Genomic DNA, 20,104 nt, shown 5'->3' with positions numbered 1-20,104 from the left:
CAATGAACACAACGAGAAAAAAAACTTTAGTGCGCGGCGCATTTTTTTTAACGCTTATTTTAATATTAACTTTAAACTCCGGCTCAAGAACGCTTGTGCGCCGCTGGTTTGAAAAGAAAAAACTAAACTCCGACATTGCCACCGCTTACGAAAAAAACGCGCGTTTGAAAAAACGCATTTACTACCTTGAAAACGAACCGTCTTACATTGAGAGAGCCGTCAGGGAAGAGCTTCTTGTAATAGCGCCGGGCGAAGTGGAATACAGGTTTAACAAAAAATAATTTTCTACAGCTCTAAAACGTAAAGACCAACTTCAATTTTTCTTTCCTTATAACTTATCGCTTTTGACTGCTGAAATTTAAAACCCAAATTTTCATAAAATTTTATCAAACTCGTTCTGTGCGGGTCTGTGTCTAAACGCAAAGCATTGATGTTTTTTGATTTGCATATTTGTTTTGCGTGTTCAATAATTTTTTTGGCGGCGCCGGTCCCCGCGTATTTTCTGCGCACTGAAAGTTTATGTATAAAACCGGAAAAGTTTACCGCAATATCAAGCCAAAAATCTCTGTCTTCAAAACTTAAAATAACCGCCGCAACGCTTTCGCCGCCGTCCCACATAACAATATAGTCATCTTGCGGTTTTGCAATTTTTTCAAAAGTTAAATCTTCCGTAAGCCACATAGGCTTGCCTGTATTTTTCATCCACTCGGCAGCCTCGCGTATTATTGAAAGCGCTTCCTGAACGTTTCCGGTTGTAAATTTATAATCTGCCATTGTTATTTCCGATTGTTTTTTAACGCAATAATTTAGGCGGAAGCGTTTCGTTCATACTTCCCGTGCGATAACCCAAAATGTCAATCGCTACGTAAACAAAACCTATTTTTTTAAATTCTTTATAGATGCGCTTGCGGATTTTTGCGGCAGTTAAAAATTTTATGCCCGTTTCGTCAGTTTCAATTCTTGCAATATTTCCGTGATAGCGCACTCTAACTTGTTTTAGCCCTAAATCCAATAAAAATTGTTCCGCCGCGTCTATCATAGAAAGCGCCTGCGGCGTAATTTCCTGACCGTAAGGAAATCTTGACGACAAACACGCGAAAGACTGCTTGTTCCAAGTTTTAAGCCCTAACTTTTTTGATAAAGCGCGAATTTCATTTTTTGTTAATTTTGCTTCTCTTAACGGGCTTAAAACTTTTTGCTCTTTGACGGCTTTCAGCCCCGGGCGATAATCGCCGTTGTCGTCCATATTTGAAGCTTCCGCGATATTTTTAATTGCGTTAATTTTTGCGACATTCCAAATTTTTTCAAACAATTCGGTTTTGCAAAGATAGCAGCGATTAACGGGATTTTTTGAAAAACCTTCAATGTTTAACTCTTCCGATTCGCAAACAATGTGTTTTATTTTTTCTTTCTTGCAAAACCGCAAGGCTTGGTTAAGCTCTCTTTTCGGAAAAGAGCAAGACATTGCCGTTACCGCGATAACATTATTATTTAAAACTTCCTTGGCGACTTTTAAAAGAAAAGTGGAGTCAACGCCGCCGGAAAAAGCTACGGCAATGTTTTCAAAACCGGAAAGATATTTTTTAAGGTTTTCGTATTTTTTGCTTAAGCTCATTAAGGGATACTCCTGATTTTTTTGCGGCTTTAGCAACGTCTTCATATTCGCATTTTGATTTTTTAACGCCGTAACCAACGCCCGTTTTAATATTTATTTTTCCGTACGGAGTTTTAGCGGCGGTTAGTTTTCTTTCTAAAATATATCTGTCGTAAACGGTTTCACGCACGCCCAGCGACGACGTATGTTTTAACATCAATTGAGCAAACTTATCCGCGTCTTGCCGTTTGCACAAACAGAACAGCCAAAAACCGGGACGGTTTTTTTTCATAAACACCGGCAAAACAAAAGCGTCAAGAGCGCCTTTTCTTAAAAGAAGCTCGCAGGCGTAGCCGACTTCTTCCCCCGTAGCGTCGTCTAAATTACATTCAAGCTGCACGACCACATCTTTAAGGTTTAAGCTTTCGCCTAAAAATGCGCGAACGCAATTTAACGTTTTAAATTCTTTAGAACCAAACCCGTATCCTGTTTTTTTTATTTTTATTTCAGGCATTGATCTGAAATTTTTTGCGAAATGTTTTATAATTGCGGCGCCCGTGGGCGTGCAAAGTTCGGATTTTATTTTTCCTGAAAAAACCGGAATATCTTTTAAAAGCTCCGCCGTTGCGGGCGCGGGAACGGGAAGCGTTCCGTGGCTGCATTTAACAAATCCGCCGCCCGCATTAACGGGCGATGCGACTATATTGTCCGGAGCAATAGTTTCTATTAAAATGCACGCGGCGGCAATATCCGCAATTGCGTCTAAATTGCCGATTTCGTGAAAATGTATTTGCGAAACTTTTACGCCGTGAACTTTAGCCTCGGCACGCGCTAAAATATTATAAATTGCAAGCGTATTTTTTTTGACAAATTCCGATACGGGAAGTTTTGCGACAATTTTATTTATATCCTGCAAATTTTTAGATTTATGATTTTTTTTGACTGAAAAGTTACTTTCGCAATGCCCGCCTACGGCAACGTTAAACTTATACCCTTTAATGCCGGATTTTTTAACGTTTTGCACGTTTACTTTAACACCGCTCAACCCGAGCGAATTCATTTTTTTTATAAAAGATTTTTTATCGGAAATTAATTCGTATAACGCGGCAGCTATCATATCTCCGGCGGCGCCGTTTAAACATTCTAAATAGAGCGTTTTCATTTTGCGCTCTCCGTTTTATTTATACGGTGGGCTATTACGCCCGCCCCGAAACCGTTGTCTATATTTACCACCGATACTCCGTTAGCGCATGAATTAAGCATGGACAAAAGAGCGCTTACTCCGCCAAAACTTGCGCCGTAACCAACGCTTGTGGGAACGCCTATAACGGGACACCCCACAACTCCGCCCACAACCGAAGCAAGCGCGCCTTCCATACCCGCAACCGCAATAACAACGCGCGCGTTTGCAAGAGTTTCCGCATTAGATAAAAGCCTGTGCACGCCGGCAACGCCCACATCGTAAAGGCGCGTAACGCGGCTGCCCAAAACTTCAGCCGTAACGGCAGCTTCTTCGCAAACCGGAATATCGCTTGTTCCGCCGGAAACTATTACCACAGAACCTTTTTTATTTTTTATTTCTTTGAAGTTAACTACGGCAAGTTTTGCCTGTGGAAAGTATTTTAAGTTTACTTTTTTTGCGGTTAAATATTTTATTTTTTCCGGCGACACTCTTGTAACTATTATATTTTTTAAACCTTTCGCGTTCATGTCCGAAACTATGCCCAATATTTGCCGGCACGTTTTGCTTTCGGCGTAAATTGTTTCGCAGGCGCCCTGCCTTAAACTTCTGTGATAATCTATATTTGCATATCCTAAATTGTTAAACGGTAAAACTTTTAATTTGGTTAAAGTTTTTTCGGCGGAAATTTTACCGTCTTTAAAATGTCGGAGAATTTTTTTGGCATCCATAGCGTTTATTATATAAATTTAAAAGGCGCTCTACAAAAAACAGAGCGCCTTTTTTAATATGTTTATAAATAAATTTTATTTTGCAAAGCGCTGCGCGGCTATTGAGATAAGTTTATACAAACCGTAAAGCAAAACCAACCCTATAACTCCCGCAAAAAACGCGGACAAAAATTCATTATTTATAAAAGACAGAGAATAATCCGTAAAAAACGAAGACGTTTCTTTTGCTTTATCTTCAAAACCGTAATTTATGGAAATTCTCTCTAAAGCGTCGGGATGAGAAGACGCAAACAGACTTGCAAAAAAAACTATTGCAACCGGAACGCCGATTGCGGCAAAAACTTTTTTATTCATTGTCCGCTCCTAACGATTTGAAAAGTTTAAGCATTATAACGGTAAGAATTGTTTCTACAACGGCAAAAAGAAAATGCAGGCTCATCATATCTTTAAACGCTTCGTTAAAAGAAACCGTTGCGGAAAAACCAAGTTCTATCAAACAAAACGCCGCGGCCGTAAGAACGGAAAAAAAGCACGCTGCGCTAACGCCTAAATAATAATTCTTTTTTGCAACAGCCTTGTAAACATAATAAGCTAAAAAAGAACCTACAAAAGCCATGTTAACAATATTTGCGCCAAGCGCCAAAAATCCGCCATCGGCAAAAAACAAAGATTGAACCGTTAACACCGAAGACATAATTACAAAACCGGCAAAAGGCCCCGCTAAAACCGCGGCAAAAACTCCGCCGAGCAAATGCACGCTTGTTGCCGACGCAACGGTAATATTAAACATTTGGCATGCAAAAACCCAAATTGCAATTAACGCCAATTTTCTGAAATACCCGCCGGCGTTTGAACTTAAACCCGGGAAAGATTGCGACAAAGTTGCATTATTATTACCCGCTAATTTCTTTGAAACAACAGTAACCGCGCTTAACACTTTGCTAAAACAATAAGACAACATTGCAACGGCGCCCGCAAGAAGTCCGCCGGCTAAACCGTTATTTAAAAACCCGTCGGGAATATGCATATTCTACCCTCCAAATAATTTTACGTTACTCTATATAATAGTATAAAAATAAAAACCGCCTTTTAAAAAGCGGTTTTATCTTAAAGATTCTACGGCTTTTTTTATATCGCCGGCAGAAAAAATATAGTTGCCGCTTACAAGCGCGTCTGCGCCGGCAGCTACGCAAACTTTTGCGGTTTTATCGTTTATGCCGCCGTCAACTTCTATAATGCAATTATATTTTCTATCGTCTATTATTTTTCTTAAAGCCGCAATTTTGGAAACTTGCGTTTCCATAAAAGACTGACCGCCAAAACCCGGCTCTACGGTCATAACTAAAACCAAATCCAAACTGTCCAGCAAACTTTCAATTTCAGAAACAGGAGTTGCGGGCTTTATTGAAACTCCCGCTTTAATGCCGGACGCTTTAATTTCTTCAAGCAATCCTTTTGCATTTTTAACCGCTTCAACGTGAAAAACTATAATATCCGCGCCCGCTTCCTGAAAATCTTTCCAATATTTTTGCGGATCGGTTATCATAAGATGAACGTCAAGCGTAAGCGGCGTGGCTTTTCTTAAAGACTTCACAACCGGCGCGCCGATAGTAATGTTTGGAACGAAATGCCCGTCCATAACATCCACATGAGCCCAGTTTGCGCCCGCGGCTTCAATTCTTTTAAGCTCTGTTTTTAAGTCCGCAAAATCCGCGGACAAAATTGACGGCGCGACAATTATTCTTTTCAAAATAGCTCCGTTAATGCAGCTGTATATCTTCCGTAAATTTTTTATTTATATAAACTTTTACCGTACCCGCGCCTTTAACGCGTATAGGCACGGAAATTATGGCGCCTTGGCTTTTTACTGAATTAAAAATTTCTTTTTTTCCGTTATCGTCTTCAAGAACAAGGCGGACGTTTTGATTTCCGCCTTTTTTGGGAAGTTGATAATTAAACGTAATATCTTTAATGTCGCCGGAATTTTTTGCAATAACAAGAATAACTTTTTTAATATTTTTTAAATCGGAATCCACAGCAGGTCTTTGCCTTATAACGCTTCCCGACGGATAATCTTGTGTTTCTTCATATCGGACGTCTGCGGACAATCCGTTTTCTGCCGCCAAAAGTTTTGCGTCGTCAAGATTTTTGCCCGCAAAAAGCGGCATAAGTTTAACGCCTGCCGGAGGATGTCCGTCTGAAACTACAATATTTACAACCGCGTCTTTATCGGCAGAAACGTCCGCCTGAGGATCTTGGGAAACAACAAGACCTTTGCCTTGAGAGAACGAATATTTTTTTGTTACCTCGCCCATAACAAGCGAAGACCCTTTCAAAATTATATCGGCGGCGCGCACAGTTTGCCCGACAATGTTAGGAACATATATCATTTCCCCGCCGCGACTTACGGTAACTTTTATAACTTTTCCGCTGCGCACGTTCATGCCCGCCGGAGGGCTTTGTCTTAAAATAACGCCGGGAGAAACGCTGTTATTAAACTCTTCCCCTTCTTTTTTAAGTCCTAAACCGATGGAGGAAAGTTCTTCAACCGCAGACTCTATGCTTTTGCCGCGCAACTCCGGAAGAATTATCTCTTTTTTAGCGTGAATAAAAAAATTCATGACAAGATTAAAAGAGTAATACCCCGCCGCCGCAATTATTACAAAAGCTATAAAAATTTTGAGAAGAGTTTTAAACAAATTACGCTCCGAGTTTTTTATAAGACAAAGTTTAAATAAGGACAACAACAAATACCCCGCCCTATCGGGCACCCCTTTTTCAAAAGGGGAATTAACGACACTGCTGTTTGTGACTTGCCGTTGCTTATCTTCCTACCCTCTTAACCTCTTACCCTCTATACTGCCTACTTCTTCGCCCAGCTCATTTTGGAGCGGAGTCTTGCTCCTACGTTTTCTATAAGTCTGTTGGCTATTTCTTCTCTTGATTTTTTGAAGTTTGGTCTGCCGGTTTCGTTTTCTTTAATCCAGTTGTCGGCAAATTTTCCGGACTGAATGTCCGCCAAAACGGCTTTCATTTCTTTTCTTGTTTCGTCGGTAATTATTCTTTTTCCCGTAACGTATTCGCCGTATTCGGCGGTGTCTGAAATTGAATAATTCATTCTTCCTATTCCGCCTTGGAAAATTAAATCAACAATAAGTTTCACTTCGTGACAGCACTCAAAATACGCTATTTCAGGCTGATAACCGGCGGCTACGAGAGTTTCGAAACCGGAATTTATAAGTTCTACCAAACCGCCGCACAAAACGGCCTGCTCGCCGAACAAATCCGTTTCTGTTTCTTCGGTAAAGGTTGTTTCAAGCACGCCGCCTCTTGTTCCGCCGATACCTTTAGCGTAGGCAAGCGCAAGTTCTTTGGCTTTTCCGCTTGCGTTTTGTTCTACCGCAATCAAACACGGAACGCCTTTGCCTTCTTCATACTGGCTTCTTACCAAATGTCCCGGACCTTTAGGCGCAATCATTATTACGTCTAAATCAGCATTCGGCGAAATTCTTTTATAGCGAATATTAAACCCGTGGGAAAAACTTAAAATTGCATTCTTTTTTATGTTAGGAAGAACGTCTTCGTCCCAAACTTTTTTTTGAACTTCATCCGGAAGAAGAATATGAACCCAGTCGGCCTGCTTTACGGCTTCGGCAACGCTTACCGGTTTCCACCCGTCTTCAACGGCTTTCTTATAATTTGCGCCGCCTTCTCTTTGCGCAACTATAACACGGACACCGGAATCTCTAAGGTTTAGCGCATGCGCGTGACCCTGACTTCCGTAACCTAAAATTGCGATTGTTTTACCGTTTAACAAATTTAAATCTGCGTCAGATTCGTAATACATTTTTGCTTCTTTCATTTTTTCTTACTCCTTAATATTGGAAGATTGGAAGTTTAGATGTTTGGATGTTTAGCAACAACGTTGCTTTGCTGTTACTAAACTTCCAAACTTCTAAGCTGCTTATCTTCTGCTTTTAAATCTATTTTTTCTTACTCCTTAATATTGGAAGATTGGAAGATTGGAAGTTTAGATGTTTGGATGTTTAGCAACAACGTTGCTTTGCTGTTACTAAACTTCCAAACTTCTAAGCTGCTTATCTTCTGCTTTTAAATCTATTTTTTCTTACGGCAAACATAAACGCTGACATGCAGCGCTTGTGTTTGCGCCGCCGCAATAAAATTTATTGCAGCGGCACAAAAAAACTATTTTCTTTTTACCGCATCTTGCAAAGCAGTATCAAGTTTCTGAGACTGTTCGGGCGTTAAAACTTGCGAAACAGCCTGTATATAATCTGTCTGCGCATTTTTCAAAGAAGTTTCGGTTTGAGAGATTGCGGCGTCTTTTGCTTTTGCGCCTTCAAAATCTTTACTTGCAAGAAGTTTTACTTTTTCCGTTTTCAAGTTGGAAATTTTCTTTTTTGCGTCTTTTTGTTTAGCTTTCAAGTCTGCGTCTAATGCGTCAATTTTTGCGCTTTGATCCGCCGTTAAATTTAAATCGGATTTAGCTTTAGAAAGTTTTTTGTCAAAATTTTCATACGTGCTTTTTGCAATGTTTACCTTTTCAACAATTTCCTTCTTTGCTGCAAACGCCTGACCCGAAACGCCCATCACAAAAATAGCAGCGGCCAACACGGACAACATCTTCTTCATACGGCACCTCTCCGGTTTATTTATTTGCAACTCGTGAAGCTTATCCTGCGAAAACACTGCCGCTTTATTTTATTTGCCTCTTGAAAGAGCCACAACGCCGGTTCTGCAAACTTCTTTTATTCCGAAAGACGAAACCGCTTTTATAAACGCGTTCACCTTATCTTCGTCGCCGGTTATTTCAACAATAGCGCTGTCTTGAGCTAAATCTATAATTCTTGTTCTAAAAATTCCGATAGTTTTCATAAGCGCGTCGCGCGTGGAATTTTTTACGTTAATTTTTACAAGAGCCAAACCGCGTTCCACATAATCTACGTCTTTATAATCGTTAACTTTTATAACGTCCACAAGCTTGTTTAACTGTTTTGTAACCTGCTCTAAAACGGAATCGTCGCCTTTAACGACTATCGTCATTCTTGAAACTTCCGGGTCTTCGGTTTCACCCACTGCAAGAGAGTCTATGTTAAACCCGCGCGCGGCAAAAAGCGTGGAAATTCTTGCAAGCACGCCGAACTTATTTTCAACAAGAACAGAAATAGTATGTTTCATAAAAATTCCTTTAACAACAATTACTAATTACGGCGCGCGTTGCGCGCTTATATTAGATAACTTAAAAACAACTGCATTTGTAATTGCCGTTTAACTAACCGCCGATCCTTGTTATTATTTCGTCAAGAGATTTCCCCGCAGGCACCATAGGAAAAATATTTTCTTCTATTTCAACCCACACGTCTAACACCACGGAATTTTTTGCTTCAAGCATTTTTTTTATTGCGCCTTCAACGTCTTTTTTATGAGTAACGCGAATGCCCAAAGCGCCGTAACTTTCCGCCCATTTCACAAAATCCGGAACATAAACCGGACACTTGCTTCTGTCGGGCGAATTGCACCACGACGGGCACGCAGGACGTTTTGCAAGACACGTGTGCGAATATCTTTTCCCGTAAAACATCTCCTGCCACTGGCGGACGTTTCCTAAATATTGATTATTTAAAATTACAACTTTAACGTTAACGTCGTTTAAAATTGCAATTGCCATTTCCTGCATGTTCATTTGAAACGAACCGTCGCCGGCAACGGCTATAACTTCTTTTGTGGGATTGCCGAATTTAGCGCCTATTGCCGCCGGAAAACCAAAACCCATAGTGCCAAGCCCGCCGGAACTTACAAAAAGTCTGGGGTTTGCGGCTTTATAATATTGAGCAGACCACATTTGATGCTGACCTACTTCGGTGGTTATTACCGCCTCACCCTTTGTTAACTCTGAAATTTTTTCTATAACGTATTGCGGATGAAGTTTATCGTCGTTTCTTTCGTAACCTAAAGGATGCTCTGCTTTCCACGCGTCAATTTTTTTAATCCAATCTGCTCTTTTTTTACTTTCAACAAGTCCCGACATCTCTTCCAAAACTTTTTTTGCGTCGCCAACAACCGGAATATCGGTTTCTACAACTTTAGATATTGCCGTAGGGTCTATATCAACATGAATAATTTTAGCGGCTTTAGCGAAATCGCAAACTTTGCCGGTGCAGCGGTCGTCAAAACGCGCGCCGACGGCAATTATAACGTCCGCCGCCTGAACGGCTTTGTTTGCCGCATACGTTCCGTGCATGCCGAGCATTCCTAAACTTAAATTTGTATCGTGAGGATACGCTCCCACGGCAAGCAAAGTGTTTGTTACGGGAATGTCCGCTTTTTTTGAAATTTCTAAAATTTCTTTTTCGGCGTTTGAAACGACAACGCCCGTTCCTATGTAAAATACGGGATTTTTGCTTTCATTAATTATAGAAGCCGCTTTTTTAATTTGCCCTGGGTGTCCGTTGTAATTTGGTTTATAAGAACGAATGCTTACTTTTTCAGGATAAACAAGTTCGCAAATTCCGCGCTGAACATCTACGGGAATATCTACAAGCACAGGCCCCGGTCTTCCGGTAGAAGCTATGTAAAAAGCTTCTTTAATTGTGCGCGCCAAATCTTTAACGTCTTTAACTAAAAAATTATGTTTTGTAACGGGGCGCGTAATGCCCGTAATGTCCGCTTCCTGAAAAGCGTCCTGACCGATAACCGCAGTTGAAACCTGTCCGCTAAAAGCAACAAGAGGCACGGAATCCATATAAGCTGTAGCTAAAGGCGTAACTATATTTGTAGCGCCCGGCCCTGACGTAACAATGCAAACGCCGGGTTTTCCGGTAGAGCGCGCATAACCATCCGCCATATGCCCCGCCGCCTGCTCATGGCGCGCTAATATAAAATTTAATTTTGAACCGTGTATTGCGTCAAATATAGGCAAAGCCTGTCCGCCCGGAAGTCCAAACACTACTTCAACATTCTCTTTAAGTAAACATTCTATTAAGATTTGCGCGCCTGTTAATTCTGCCATAGTGTTTGTCCTCCTTATAGAATTTGCTTATTGCTGAAATTATTTAGCAGCTAATGACAAACAACAACAAATACCCCGTCAGGCTACGCCTGCCACCCCTTTTTATAAAAGGGGAATTAACGACACAGGATGCAGAGGGTGAGTAAAGACTCAAAAAAGATGTTGCTTATCCTCTTGCCCTCCTATCTTCTTTCCTTCACGTGCATAATTTGTATAAAATTTGTTATCAGGCACCCCTTTTGCAAAAGGGGAATTAACGACACTTGCTCCTTACTCCTTCCTACTTTAACCACTCGCCGTTTCTCATCTTCCTATCCTCTTACCTTCTTATCATCTATTTATCATTTAAGTATCGCGCCCGTATCTGCCGACTGGACAAGTTTTGCGTATCTTGCCATGTAGCCGGTTTTTACTTTCGGTTCGGGCTTAATTGCTTTTGCAATTCTTGCCTTTATTTCCTCATCGGACAACTTAACGTTTAATGTTCTTTTGGGAATATTTATTTCTATTGTGTCGCCTTCATTTATTGCGGCAATTGCTCCGCCGCTTGCCGCCTCAGGGGAAATATGCCCTATGCACGGGCCTCTTGTTCCGCCGGAAAATCTGCCGTCGGTAAGAAGCGCTACCGAATCCGTAAGACCCATTCCCGTTAAGGCGCTTGTGGGAGAAAGCATTTCGCGCATTCCGGGCCCGCCGGCTGGTCCTTCGTATCTTATAACAACAACGTCGCCTGAAACTATTTTTTTATCAAGTATAGCTTTCATTGCATCGTCTTCGGAATTAAAAACTCTTGCGCGCCCTGAAAAAACTTTCATTTTTTCGCTGACCGCCGCCTGTTTAACAACGGAACCGTTCGGTGCGATATTTCCGAAAAGCACCGCAATGCCGCCTTCGGGCTTGTAAGGATTTTTTGCTCTTATAACGTCTTCGTCAAGAATTTTTGCGGACTTTGCAATTTCTTTTATATCAATTCCGTTAACGGTTTTATTTGAATTTAATTTGTCTGCCATTGCGCAAAGCACAGCGGGCACGCCGCCTGCGTTATCTAAATCTTCCATGTAATGGTCGCCGGCAGGTTCAAGGCAGCAAATCTGCGGAGTTTTTTTGGATATTTCGTCAAACAACTCTAACGGCAATTTTATTTGCGCTTCATTTGCTATTGCCGGCAAATGTAAAACCGTATTTGTAGAACCGCCTAAAGCCATGTCCGCGGTAATTGCATTTTTAAAAGAGTCTAACGTTAATATGTCGCGCGGTCTTATATTTTCTTTAACAAGCTCAACAACTCTTATTCCCGATTCGTAAGCTATTCTTTTTTTCTTCGCGCTTACCGCAAGCGCAGTGGCGCAGCCGGTTAGAGACATTCCCATTGTTTCGGTTAAACACGCCATAGTGTTTGCCGTGTACATTCCCTGACACGCGCCGACTCCCGGACATGCCGCCATTTCAAGTTCGCAAAGCTGCTCTTCGGTAATTTTTCCCGCCTGAAATTGACCTACCGCTTCAAACGTATCTCTTACCATTGAACGTCTTTTTTTCTCATACATTCCCGTAAGCATTGCTCCCGCCGTAACAACTATTGCGGGAATATTTAAACGCGCCGCAGCCATAAGCATTCCCGGCGTAACTTTGTCGCAATTTGAAAGTAAAACCAAACCGTCCAACATGTGAGCGTTGGCGACGGTTTCAACCAAATCCGCAATTATTTCTCTTGAACCAAGCGAATAATGCATGCCGCTGTGACCCATAGCTATGCCGTCGCAAACCGCCGGCGCGCCGAAAATAAACGGAACTCCGCCGCCTGCCGCAATGCCTCTTTCAATATATCTTTCAAGTTCGCGCATTGAAACGTGCCCCGGAACCAAATCCGTAAACGACGACGCAATGCCGATAAAAGGCTTATTTAAATCTCTGGGAGAAATTCCCGTGGAGTAAAGCAAACATCTGTTTGGCGCGCGAACGGCGCCCTTTTTTATTTGGTCGCTTCTCATTTTAAAGCTCCGTTAAAACTTTGTTAAGACTTCATTTTTGGGTTAAAAATATTTTTTATTATACTAAATCTTCGCATATGCGGACAATTGAAATATCCCGCTTACTTTTTGCTTTTTATAAGTTTATATTCCACCGCGTCCGACAACGCCTGCCATGAAGCGTCTATTATGTTTTCATTTACGCCGATTGTTCCCCAAGATTTGGAAGCGTCCGAAGATTCTATGAAAACTCTCACCCTTGCGGCAGTGTTTGCTTTGCTGTCAACAACGCGCACTTTAAAGTCCGTAAGAAAAACGTTTTTTATCTGCGGATAGTATTTTATTAACGCTTTGCGCAAACAATTATCAAGCGCGTTTACCGGGCCGTCGCCTTCGGCAACCGTGTGTTCTTCTTTGCCTTTTATGTTAAGTTTAACCGTAGCTTCGGAAACTATCGCGCCGGTTTCGTCTTTTTCTACCGCAACTCTGTAACTTTTCAAAGAGAAAAACGGCTTAAAAGATTCAAGCGCTTTTTTTGTAAGCAAAAAGAAAGATCCGTCGGCGTCTTCGTATTGATAGCCCGCATTTTCTTTTTCTTTAATTATTTTTATTACCTGTTTTACGTCTTCGCCGTCGCCTTTAAGCCCAAGCGCAAGTTCGCCGGCTTTAGAGACAACGTTGCTTTTGCCGGACATATCGCTTACTATAATTCTTCTTTCATTGCCCACGCTTTCGGGCTTTATATGCTCGTAAGTCTGCGAATTTTTTTCTATTGCCGAAACGTGTATGCCCGCCTTATGCGCAAACGCGTTTCTGCCTACGTAAGGTTTTGTATCGTCGGGTATAAGGTTTGCTATTTCGTCAACGTATCTTGAAAGTTCCGTAAGTTTTGAAAGCGCTTTGGGCGCAACACATTTATAATCTTTTTTTATTTGCAGCGCGGGAATTATTGAACACAAATTTGCGTTGCCGCAACGCTCGCCGATGCCGTTAATTGTCCCCTGAACCATAACGCAGCCTTCTTCAACCGCGCTTATGGAATTTGCAACCGCGCAGCCGGAATCGTTATGGGCGTGAATTGCAAATTTAACTTTTGGAAACGCTTCAACCGTTTGCGCCGTTATTTTTGAAATGTCCGACGGCAGCATTCCGCCGTTTGTTTCGCAAAGGCAAACAATATCCGCGCCCGCGTCGGATGCCGCTTTTACCGAAGCTAAAGCGTAATTTTTATTGTTTTTGTAACCGTCAAAAAAATGTTCGGCGTCAAATATTACTTCAAGTTTTTTAGATTTCAAAAACGCCACGCTGTCGGAAATCATTTTTAAATTTTCTTCGCTTGTGGTTTTAAGCGCGTATTTAACGTGCATGTCCCAAGATTTTCCAAAAATACAAGCCGTTTTCACGCCGGATTTTATAACGGCGCGCAAATTAGAATCGTCCGCGGCTTTAACGCCTTTGCGGCGGGTAGAGCTGAAAGCAACTAATTTAGAAGAAAGGCGAAGCCTCTTTGCCAAAGCAAAAAACTGTTCGTCTTTAGGGTTTGCTCCCGGCCAGCCGCCTTCAATATATGAAACGCCGAAAGCGTCTAACGCTTTGGCAATTTTTATTTTATCTTCAACGCTAAAAGATATGCCCGCACCCTGCGACCCGTCCCTTAACGTTGTATCAAAGATTTGTATGTTTTTCATTTTTACCCCGCCAACATATACCGTATCGGAACTTCGTTATTACTTGCATTGACAGGCAATAACTGCATGTTTGTATGTTTGTCATTCCGGGCTTGATCCGGAATCCATTTTTACTAAAATATTGTCTTTTTACAACTCACGCTTTCAGCGTGTAATGAATATTTATTTTTACCAACCATGGATCCCCGATAACAACTTTCGGGGATGACAAGCAAAGACAAAATATTTTGCGTTTATGCGACGAAACTTTGACACGCGGTGTAGCAGCGCTACATAAGCGGCGAAGTTTCTAAGCAGAAACGCAAAAGACGCAGCGCCTATTTTTTCTTTGCTAATTTAAAACCATCATGCAGGTACTCAACGGCTTTTGTTAAATCCGTTGAATCAACAATGCAGGAAATTTTTATTTCGCTTGTGGAAATCATTTCTATGTTAATGCCTTTTTTTGAAAGAATTTCAAACATTTGCGCGGCTACTCCGGCGTTGCTTCTCATGCCTATGCCTACCACGGAAACTTTCGCCACGTTTTCGTCGGCAACAACGTTTGACGCTTTAAGTTCCGCGGCAATTTTATCAAGCTCAAGCTGCGTTTTTTTTATGTCTTGCTTGCTTACCGTAAAAGAGATATCGTTTTTTTTGTCAACGGCGGCGGACTGAATAATCATGTCCACATTCACGCCGATTTTTGCAAGTTTGCCGAAAATTTTTGCGGCAACGCCCGGAATATCCGGCAAATCTATTATTGTAAACTTAACCTGATTTTTATCAAAAGTTACTGCGGAAACCAATAATGCTTCCATCTTTTTTCTCCTTATTTTTTCTTCGCTTGTTATAATTGTGCCCACATTATCGCTGAAAGTGCTTCTTGAATGAATTTCCACACCGAACTTTTTTGCAACCTCAACGCTGCGCGCCTGCAAAACCTGCGCGCCCGAACCCGCCATTTCAAGCATTTCGTCGTAGGAAAGATAATCTAATTTTCTTGCGTTTTTCACCGCGCGGGGGTCGGTTGTGTAAACGCCCTCAACGTCAGAATATATTTCGCAGGAATCTGCTTCTAACGCCGCAGCCAAAGCGACGGCAGTTAAATCCGAACCGCCGCGTCCGAGAGTTGTAATGTCGCCTTTAGGATTTGCCGCCTGAAAACCGGCAACAATAACTATGTTGCCTTTTGCAAGCTGCGCTTTAACTTTTTTAGGATCTATTTTTCTTATTTTTGCGCGCGTATAGTCGGCATCTGCGGTAATGCCCGCCTGAGGACCGGTCATAGAAACAACTTTTTCGCCCATTGCGTCTATGGTCATGGCAAGAAGAGAAATTGAAACCTGCTCGCCGGTGGCAAGCAGCATATCCATTTCTCTTGCGGGAGGATTTGCCGAAACTTTTTCCGCCATTTCAAGCAAATCGTCGGTGGTGTCTCCGGGAGCGGAAACTACCGCGACAACTTTATTGCCCGCGTTTTTTTTAGCCGTAATTTTTCTTGCTACAACTTTCATTTTGTCGGCGTCCGCCACTGACGACCCGCCGAATTTCATTACCACTAATCCCATCTTTTTCTCCTAAAACAAAACTGATTTTATTATTTGAAAAACATTTAATTTCGCTTTTAAAAATATATTCAGCAAACGCGGATCCCGCCGTATTTAGACGCTACGGCGCAGGCTGCCGCGGAAGAACTTCTTTTCAATAACATTCCGCAATGGCACTTCGCGTCGCTTTTAACTTTGTCTCTCAACGCCTTTTTTGTCAAAATCCAAAATATAACTTTTAACCGCTACGCTTTCTTTTTTCCAAATTTTTGTCATTTCTTTTTTTACGGTTTCCGCTTTTTTTGCGTCGCAAAAAGCCGCAAGAGTAGGGCCGGAGCCGGAAAGATACGCGCCGTACGCGCCGGCATCTATCGCTGCGCGTAAAACTTCGTTCATTGCGGGAATCATTTTGCCTCTGTAAGGCTGATGAATTTTATCCTGCGTGCCTTTTTTCAAAAGCGTCCAGTCGCCGGTACAAAACGCCGCCGTAAGAAACGCAACGCCCGACGTATTAAAAACAACGTCCTGCAAGTTAACGCATTTGGGCAAAATTTGTCTTGAACGTTTCGTGCGAAGCTCAAACGACGGAACGCACAAAACAACTTTTAATTTAGGAACCGGCAAATGCAAAATTTCGCCGTGCGGGTTTTGATCGTTTTTTGAACAAACGCAAACTCCGCCGAAAACCGCCGGCGCCACGTTGTCGGGATGACCTTCAATTTTAACCGCAAGTTCCGTTATTTGAGATTTGTTAAGTTTTAAGCCGCAAAGCGCGTTTGCCAAAGCTATGCCGCCGACAATTGCCGACGCGCTTGAGCCAAGCCCGCCGCTTAAGGGAATGCCTGTGTTAATGGTTATATTTAAATTTTTAAAATTATATTTTGTTTCGCCGAGAACTTTAAAAGTTTCTTTCATTGCCTGCCAAACAAGATTTTTCTCGCTTTTAGGAAGCGCAATTTTACCTTCGCCTTTTAAAACAATTTTGCCGCCCTTGCCGTTTTCAACGGTTGCAGCTTCAAACTCGTTATAAACAGACAGCGCCGCGCCGAACACATCAAACCCGGGACCTAAATTTGCCGTAGTAGCCGGCACCCTCATTCGCACTTTCATTTATTTAATTCCTTTACTTTTATATGTTAAATAATGACATTCAACAACGACAAAAAAACAAATACCCCGCCCTATCGGGCACCCCTTTTTATAAAAGGGGAATTAACAACTCCGCTGCTTGTTACCTTTTACTTATTCTTTATTACTTGCCGTTACTTATCTTCCTACCATCCTACCCTCTTATCATCTTTATCAGGGGAATTGACAACACTTGCTCCTTACTCCTTCCTACTTTCTACTTTAACAACTTGCCGTTTCTCATCTTCTCAACTTCCCAACTTCCTAACTTCTTACCCTCTGCCGTTATAGCTATTCGTCGCGCATAGCGCAGAACTCGCCGCACATAGTGCATACGTCATCTTGCTGCGGCGGCAGCTTTGCTCTTTCGGTTCTTAATTTTTCAGGGTCTATGCAAAACTCTTCCTGCTTTTTCCAGTCTCTTAACTTTCTATATTTAGACATTGCGTCGTCTTGATCTTTTGCGCCTTTGACGCCTTTAACAATATCGGCGGCGTGTCCGGCAATTCTTGCGGCAATTACGCCTTCGCGGACGTCTTTGACGTTCGGAAGTCTTATATGTTCCGCAGGCGTTACGTAGCAAATAAAATCTACGCCTTTGGCCGCGGCTAAAGCTCCGCCGATTGCCGACGTTATGTGGTCGTAACCGGGGGCGATGTCTGTAACCAAAGGCCCTAAAAAGTAAAGAGGCGCGCCGTGACCTAATTTTTTTGCAAGCGTAACATTTGCTTCAATTTGATTTAGCGGCACGTGTCCCGGACCTTCTATCATAGTTTGCACGCCGGCGGCTCGGGCTTTTAAAACAAGTTCGCCAAGCACGGCAAGCTCGCCAAGCTGAACTGCGTCGGACGCGTCAAAAGCTGCGCCCGGACGAAAACCGTCGCCAAGCGATAAAGTTACGTCGTACTTTTTTGCTATAGCCAAAAGTCTGTCGTATTGAGCGTATAAAGGATTTTCTTTGCCCGTAGCGTTTATACATTTAACTAAAAACGATCCGCCGCGGCTTACAACGCCCGCCAAGCGTCCCTGACGGTTTAATATTTCAACGGTGGCTTTATTTATTCCGCAATGAACGGTAATAAAATCTACGCCCTGCTGCGCCTGTTCTTCTATAACGTCAAACAACATTTCGCCGTCTATTTGCGATATTTTTTTGCCCTGCGCAACCGTTCTGCATGCGGCTTCATAAATAGGCACCGTGCCAACCTGCACAGGACAGCGGGCTAAAATTTCTTTTCTTATTTGCGTTAAATTTCCGCCGGTGGACAAATCCATAACCGCGTCGGCGCCGGCTTTAACGGCAACGTCAAGCTTTACAAGCTCTTCTTCCAAATTTATGTAGTCGGGCGATGTGCCGATATTTGCGTTAACTTTTGTTTTTAAACCTTTGCCTACCGCGATTATTTTTGAAAGTTTTCTGTTTATGTTTTTAGGAATTACTATTGTGCCGTCCGCTACGCCTTCTCTTATAAAATCTTCGCTTAAATTTTCCGCGGTTGCGGCGGCTTGAATTAATTTGTTCGCTTTTTTATTTTGCGCGTCTTGCATTAACGTCATATTTGTTCCCTTTGGCTTAAATTTTCTCTCATGCAAAAAATTTCTTATATTTTAAATAAACTTTTTTTTCCAAATTATACGCGGCGTATCTTTGAGTTTTAAATTTTGCGCTGCTTTGAGGAAAAACGGTTTTTGAATACTCTTCCAAAACTCTTAAAGATTCCTGCGCGCGTTTAAAGTTTGCCGCCAAAATTTCCGGCAATTCTTTTTTTGCCGTTTCCGGCATGTCTCTGCCGCTATCTGTAACCGTATCGCGTTCTTGAATTAAGCAAGAATAACATTCTCTTAAAATTTTATCGGTATTATGCCTTATATCGCGAATTTTTTTATACAAAGCGCCGTCGTTTAAAACATAACGCAAACAATCTTCAACCACGCGAAGCCCTTCGCGACAACGATTTAAATTCGCATCTATTATACGACAAACATTCTTTTTACCTTTCACCTTACTCCTTCCTACTTACTACTTGTCTTTTTGCCATATCGTTCCACAATGGTGTTAATTAAATTTGTTGTTGATTTGCCTTTTACAAACGGGTAGCGATAAACTTTTTTCACAAACTCTCTGCCGACAATATCTTGAAGTTTGTAGTCGCCGCCTTTAACTAAAACGTCGGGCTTAACGGCTTTTAAAAGTTCGTGCGGAGTTTGTTCGCCGAAAACCACAACGTAATCTACGGGCTTTAACGCAAGCAATAATTGCGCTCTGTCTTTTTCGCCCACAAGCGGACGTTTGGGACCTTTTAAACAGCTTAAAGACTTATCGGAATTTATAGCCACAACCAAAACGTCGCCAAGCGATTTTGCTTTTTTGAAAAGACTTGTATGACCTAAATGAAGCAAGTCAAAACATCCGTTTGTAAAAACAACTTTCTTGCCGGATTTTTGAAGTTTTTTTATTTCAGCCTGCAGCTCTTTTCTGGTTAGGGCTCTGTTCTTCATTTTGATTCCTTTAAAAATAAGGAGAAGCTCTGTTTATTTAAAAACGGATTTTCGTATTTCGCCGCAATAACGCAACACAGCTAAAGCACAATGCGCTTGCTATTTGTTTAGTCTTTAAAAAGCTGCGCTTCTAAAATTTTGCAAATTATATGTATGGCCAAAATATGACATTCCTGCGCGCGGGCAGTAGTTTTTGACGGCGCGCGAAAAATTATATCGCAAATATCTTTCATTTTGCCGCCGTCGGAATTTGTAAAACCTATAACCGTAACGCCGATTTTTTTTGCAGCTTCTATTGCTTTAAGAACGTTTGGCGAATTTCCGCTTGTTGATATTGCAACAAACACGTCGCCTTTTTGCGCAAACGCCTCTACTTGGCGGCTAAAAGACTGTTCATAACCGAAATCATTTCCCGCGGCGGTTATTGTGGAAATATTTTCGGATAACGCTATGGACGGAAGAGCCGCTCTGTTTTTTTCAAACCGCACGACAAGCTCCGCGGCAAAATGGAGCGCATCGGAAGCCGAACCGCCGTTTCCGGCAATAAGAGTTTTTTTGCCGTTTCCGTAAGCTTCAATTATTGTATTTGAAATTTTTTCTATCGTTTTAAGATATTGGTCGGAAAGCAAAGCTTTTTTTGCTTCAACGCTTTCATTAATTAAACTTTTTATAGTTTCTTGCATTTGCAGCTCCTGTTTACGTTTTTAAAACATAAAAGCCCGAGTGTCGCTTTAAGACAACGGGCTTTTGTTTTA

General features: G+C 41.9%; 21 protein-coding genes. 1 reads left to right on the top strand and 20 read right to left on the bottom strand.

Going from position 1 to position 20,104, the window contains the following annotated elements; translation table 11 throughout:
- Positions 1-2: 2 nt before the first annotated feature.
- Entirely contained in the window at positions 3-281 is a 279-nt protein-coding gene (locus Epro_RS06050) for an FtsB family cell division protein (protein WP_052571207.1), read from the top strand.
- Positions 282-285: 4 nt separating this feature from the next.
- Here Epro_RS06050 and Epro_RS06045 read toward each other — a convergent pair whose 3' ends face one another.
- The 20 genes from Epro_RS06045 to Epro_RS05950 all read right to left on the bottom strand — a co-directional run bounded on the left by Epro_RS06045 (position 286) and on the right by Epro_RS05950 (position 20,032).
- Positions 286-774, bottom strand: coding sequence for a GNAT family N-acetyltransferase (locus Epro_RS06045; RefSeq protein WP_052571206.1), 489 nt, complete (start codon positions 772-774; stop codon positions 286-288).
- Between the two features lie 19 nt (positions 775-793).
- Positions 794-1,615, bottom strand: a complete 822-nt coding sequence (gene larE, locus Epro_RS06040; protein ID WP_052571205.1) for an ATP-dependent sacrificial sulfur transferase LarE — start codon at positions 1,613-1,615, stop codon at positions 794-796.
- Positions 1,584-2,756 (bottom strand): nickel pincer cofactor biosynthesis protein LarC, encoded by a 1,173-nt coding sequence (larC, locus tag Epro_RS06035; protein WP_052571202.1) that lies wholly within the window; start codon positions 2,754-2,756, stop codon positions 1,584-1,586. The genes larE and larC overlap by 32 nt, the downstream gene beginning before the upstream one ends.
- Positions 2,753-3,505, bottom strand: a complete 753-nt coding sequence (gene larB, locus Epro_RS06030) for a nickel pincer cofactor biosynthesis protein LarB (RefSeq protein ID WP_052571200.1) — start codon at positions 3,503-3,505, stop codon at positions 2,753-2,755. The genes larC and larB overlap by 4 nt, the downstream gene beginning before the upstream one ends.
- Before the next feature lie 75 nt (positions 3,506-3,580).
- On the bottom strand, positions 3,581-3,859 hold the full coding sequence (locus Epro_RS06025; RefSeq protein WP_052571198.1) for a PDGLE domain-containing protein: 279 nt from the start codon (positions 3,857-3,859) through the stop codon (positions 3,581-3,583).
- On the bottom strand, positions 3,852-4,532 hold the full coding sequence (locus tag Epro_RS06020; RefSeq protein WP_052571197.1) for an energy-coupling factor ABC transporter permease: 681 nt from the start codon (positions 4,530-4,532) through the stop codon (positions 3,852-3,854). Before Epro_RS06020 ends, Epro_RS06025 begins: the two co-directional genes overlap by 8 nt.
- A gap of 75 nt (positions 4,533-4,607) precedes the next feature.
- Positions 4,608-5,255 (bottom strand): ribulose-phosphate 3-epimerase, encoded by a 648-nt coding sequence (gene rpe / locus Epro_RS06015; RefSeq protein ID WP_237754510.1) that lies wholly within the window; start codon positions 5,253-5,255, stop codon positions 4,608-4,610.
- A gap of 10 nt (positions 5,256-5,265) precedes the next feature.
- Positions 5,266-6,204: a PASTA domain-containing protein gene (locus Epro_RS06010; protein WP_052571195.1), complete on the bottom strand. Its 939-nt coding sequence runs from the start codon at positions 6,202-6,204 to the stop codon at positions 5,266-5,268.
- Between the two features lie 164 nt (positions 6,205-6,368).
- The gene (gene ilvC, locus Epro_RS06005; RefSeq protein WP_052571193.1) at positions 6,369-7,367 is read right to left on the bottom strand and encodes a ketol-acid reductoisomerase; all 999 of its coding nucleotides are present in this window, start codon (positions 7,365-7,367) and stop codon (positions 6,369-6,371) included.
- 344 nt (positions 7,368-7,711) lie between these two features.
- Positions 7,712-8,158, bottom strand: coding sequence for a Spy/CpxP family protein refolding chaperone (locus Epro_RS06000; protein WP_082121519.1), 447 nt, complete (start codon positions 8,156-8,158; stop codon positions 7,712-7,714).
- Positions 8,159-8,227: 69 nt separating this feature from the next.
- Entirely contained in the window at positions 8,228-8,704 is a 477-nt protein-coding gene (gene ilvN / locus Epro_RS05995) for an acetolactate synthase small subunit (protein ID WP_052571190.1), read from the bottom strand.
- Between the two features lie 94 nt (positions 8,705-8,798).
- Positions 8,799-10,535 carry a biosynthetic-type acetolactate synthase large subunit gene (ilvB, locus tag Epro_RS05990; protein ID WP_052571188.1) on the bottom strand — a complete coding sequence of 579 codons (1,737 nt, stop codon included), beginning with the start codon at positions 10,533-10,535 and terminating at the stop codon, positions 8,799-8,801.
- Between the two features lie 341 nt (positions 10,536-10,876).
- Positions 10,877-12,526 (bottom strand): dihydroxy-acid dehydratase, encoded by a 1,650-nt coding sequence (gene ilvD, locus Epro_RS05985; RefSeq protein WP_052571186.1) that lies wholly within the window; start codon positions 12,524-12,526, stop codon positions 10,877-10,879.
- A 101-nt stretch (positions 12,527-12,627) separates the two neighbouring features.
- A complete protein-coding gene (cimA, locus tag Epro_RS05980) occupies positions 12,628-14,193 on the bottom strand; it encodes a citramalate synthase (protein WP_052571184.1) in 1,566 nt (521 codons plus the stop codon).
- Between the two features lie 317 nt (positions 14,194-14,510).
- On the bottom strand, positions 14,511-15,743 hold the full coding sequence (locus tag Epro_RS05975; protein ID WP_052571182.1) for an aspartate kinase: 1,233 nt from the start codon (positions 15,741-15,743) through the stop codon (positions 14,511-14,513).
- A gap of 168 nt (positions 15,744-15,911) precedes the next feature.
- Entirely contained in the window at positions 15,912-16,832 is a 921-nt protein-coding gene (gene thrB / locus Epro_RS05970; RefSeq protein ID WP_052571181.1) for a homoserine kinase, read from the bottom strand.
- 309 nt (positions 16,833-17,141) lie between these two features.
- Positions 17,142-18,407 carry a phosphomethylpyrimidine synthase ThiC gene (thiC, locus tag Epro_RS05965; protein WP_052571179.1) on the bottom strand — a complete coding sequence of 422 codons (1,266 nt, stop codon included), beginning with the start codon at positions 18,405-18,407 and terminating at the stop codon, positions 17,142-17,144.
- 28 nt (positions 18,408-18,435) lie between these two features.
- Positions 18,436-18,852, bottom strand: a complete 417-nt coding sequence (locus tag Epro_RS05960) for a hypothetical protein (protein ID WP_052571178.1) — start codon at positions 18,850-18,852, stop codon at positions 18,436-18,438.
- Positions 18,853-18,863: 11 nt separating this feature from the next.
- Positions 18,864-19,349, bottom strand: a complete 486-nt coding sequence (locus Epro_RS05955; RefSeq protein WP_052571176.1) for an adenylyltransferase/cytidyltransferase family protein — start codon at positions 19,347-19,349, stop codon at positions 18,864-18,866.
- Between the two features lie 107 nt (positions 19,350-19,456).
- Positions 19,457-20,032, bottom strand: coding sequence for a D-sedoheptulose-7-phosphate isomerase (locus tag Epro_RS05950; protein ID WP_052571174.1), 576 nt, complete (start codon positions 20,030-20,032; stop codon positions 19,457-19,459).
- Between the last annotated feature and the right edge of the window lie 72 nt (positions 20,033-20,104).

It is taken from the genome of Endomicrobium proavitum, from assembly GCF_001027545.1.
Classification (GTDB): Bacteria; Elusimicrobiota; Endomicrobiia; order Endomicrobiales; family Endomicrobiaceae; genus Endomicrobium; species Endomicrobium proavitum.
This window is presented reverse-complemented; position numbering and strand designations above follow the sequence as displayed.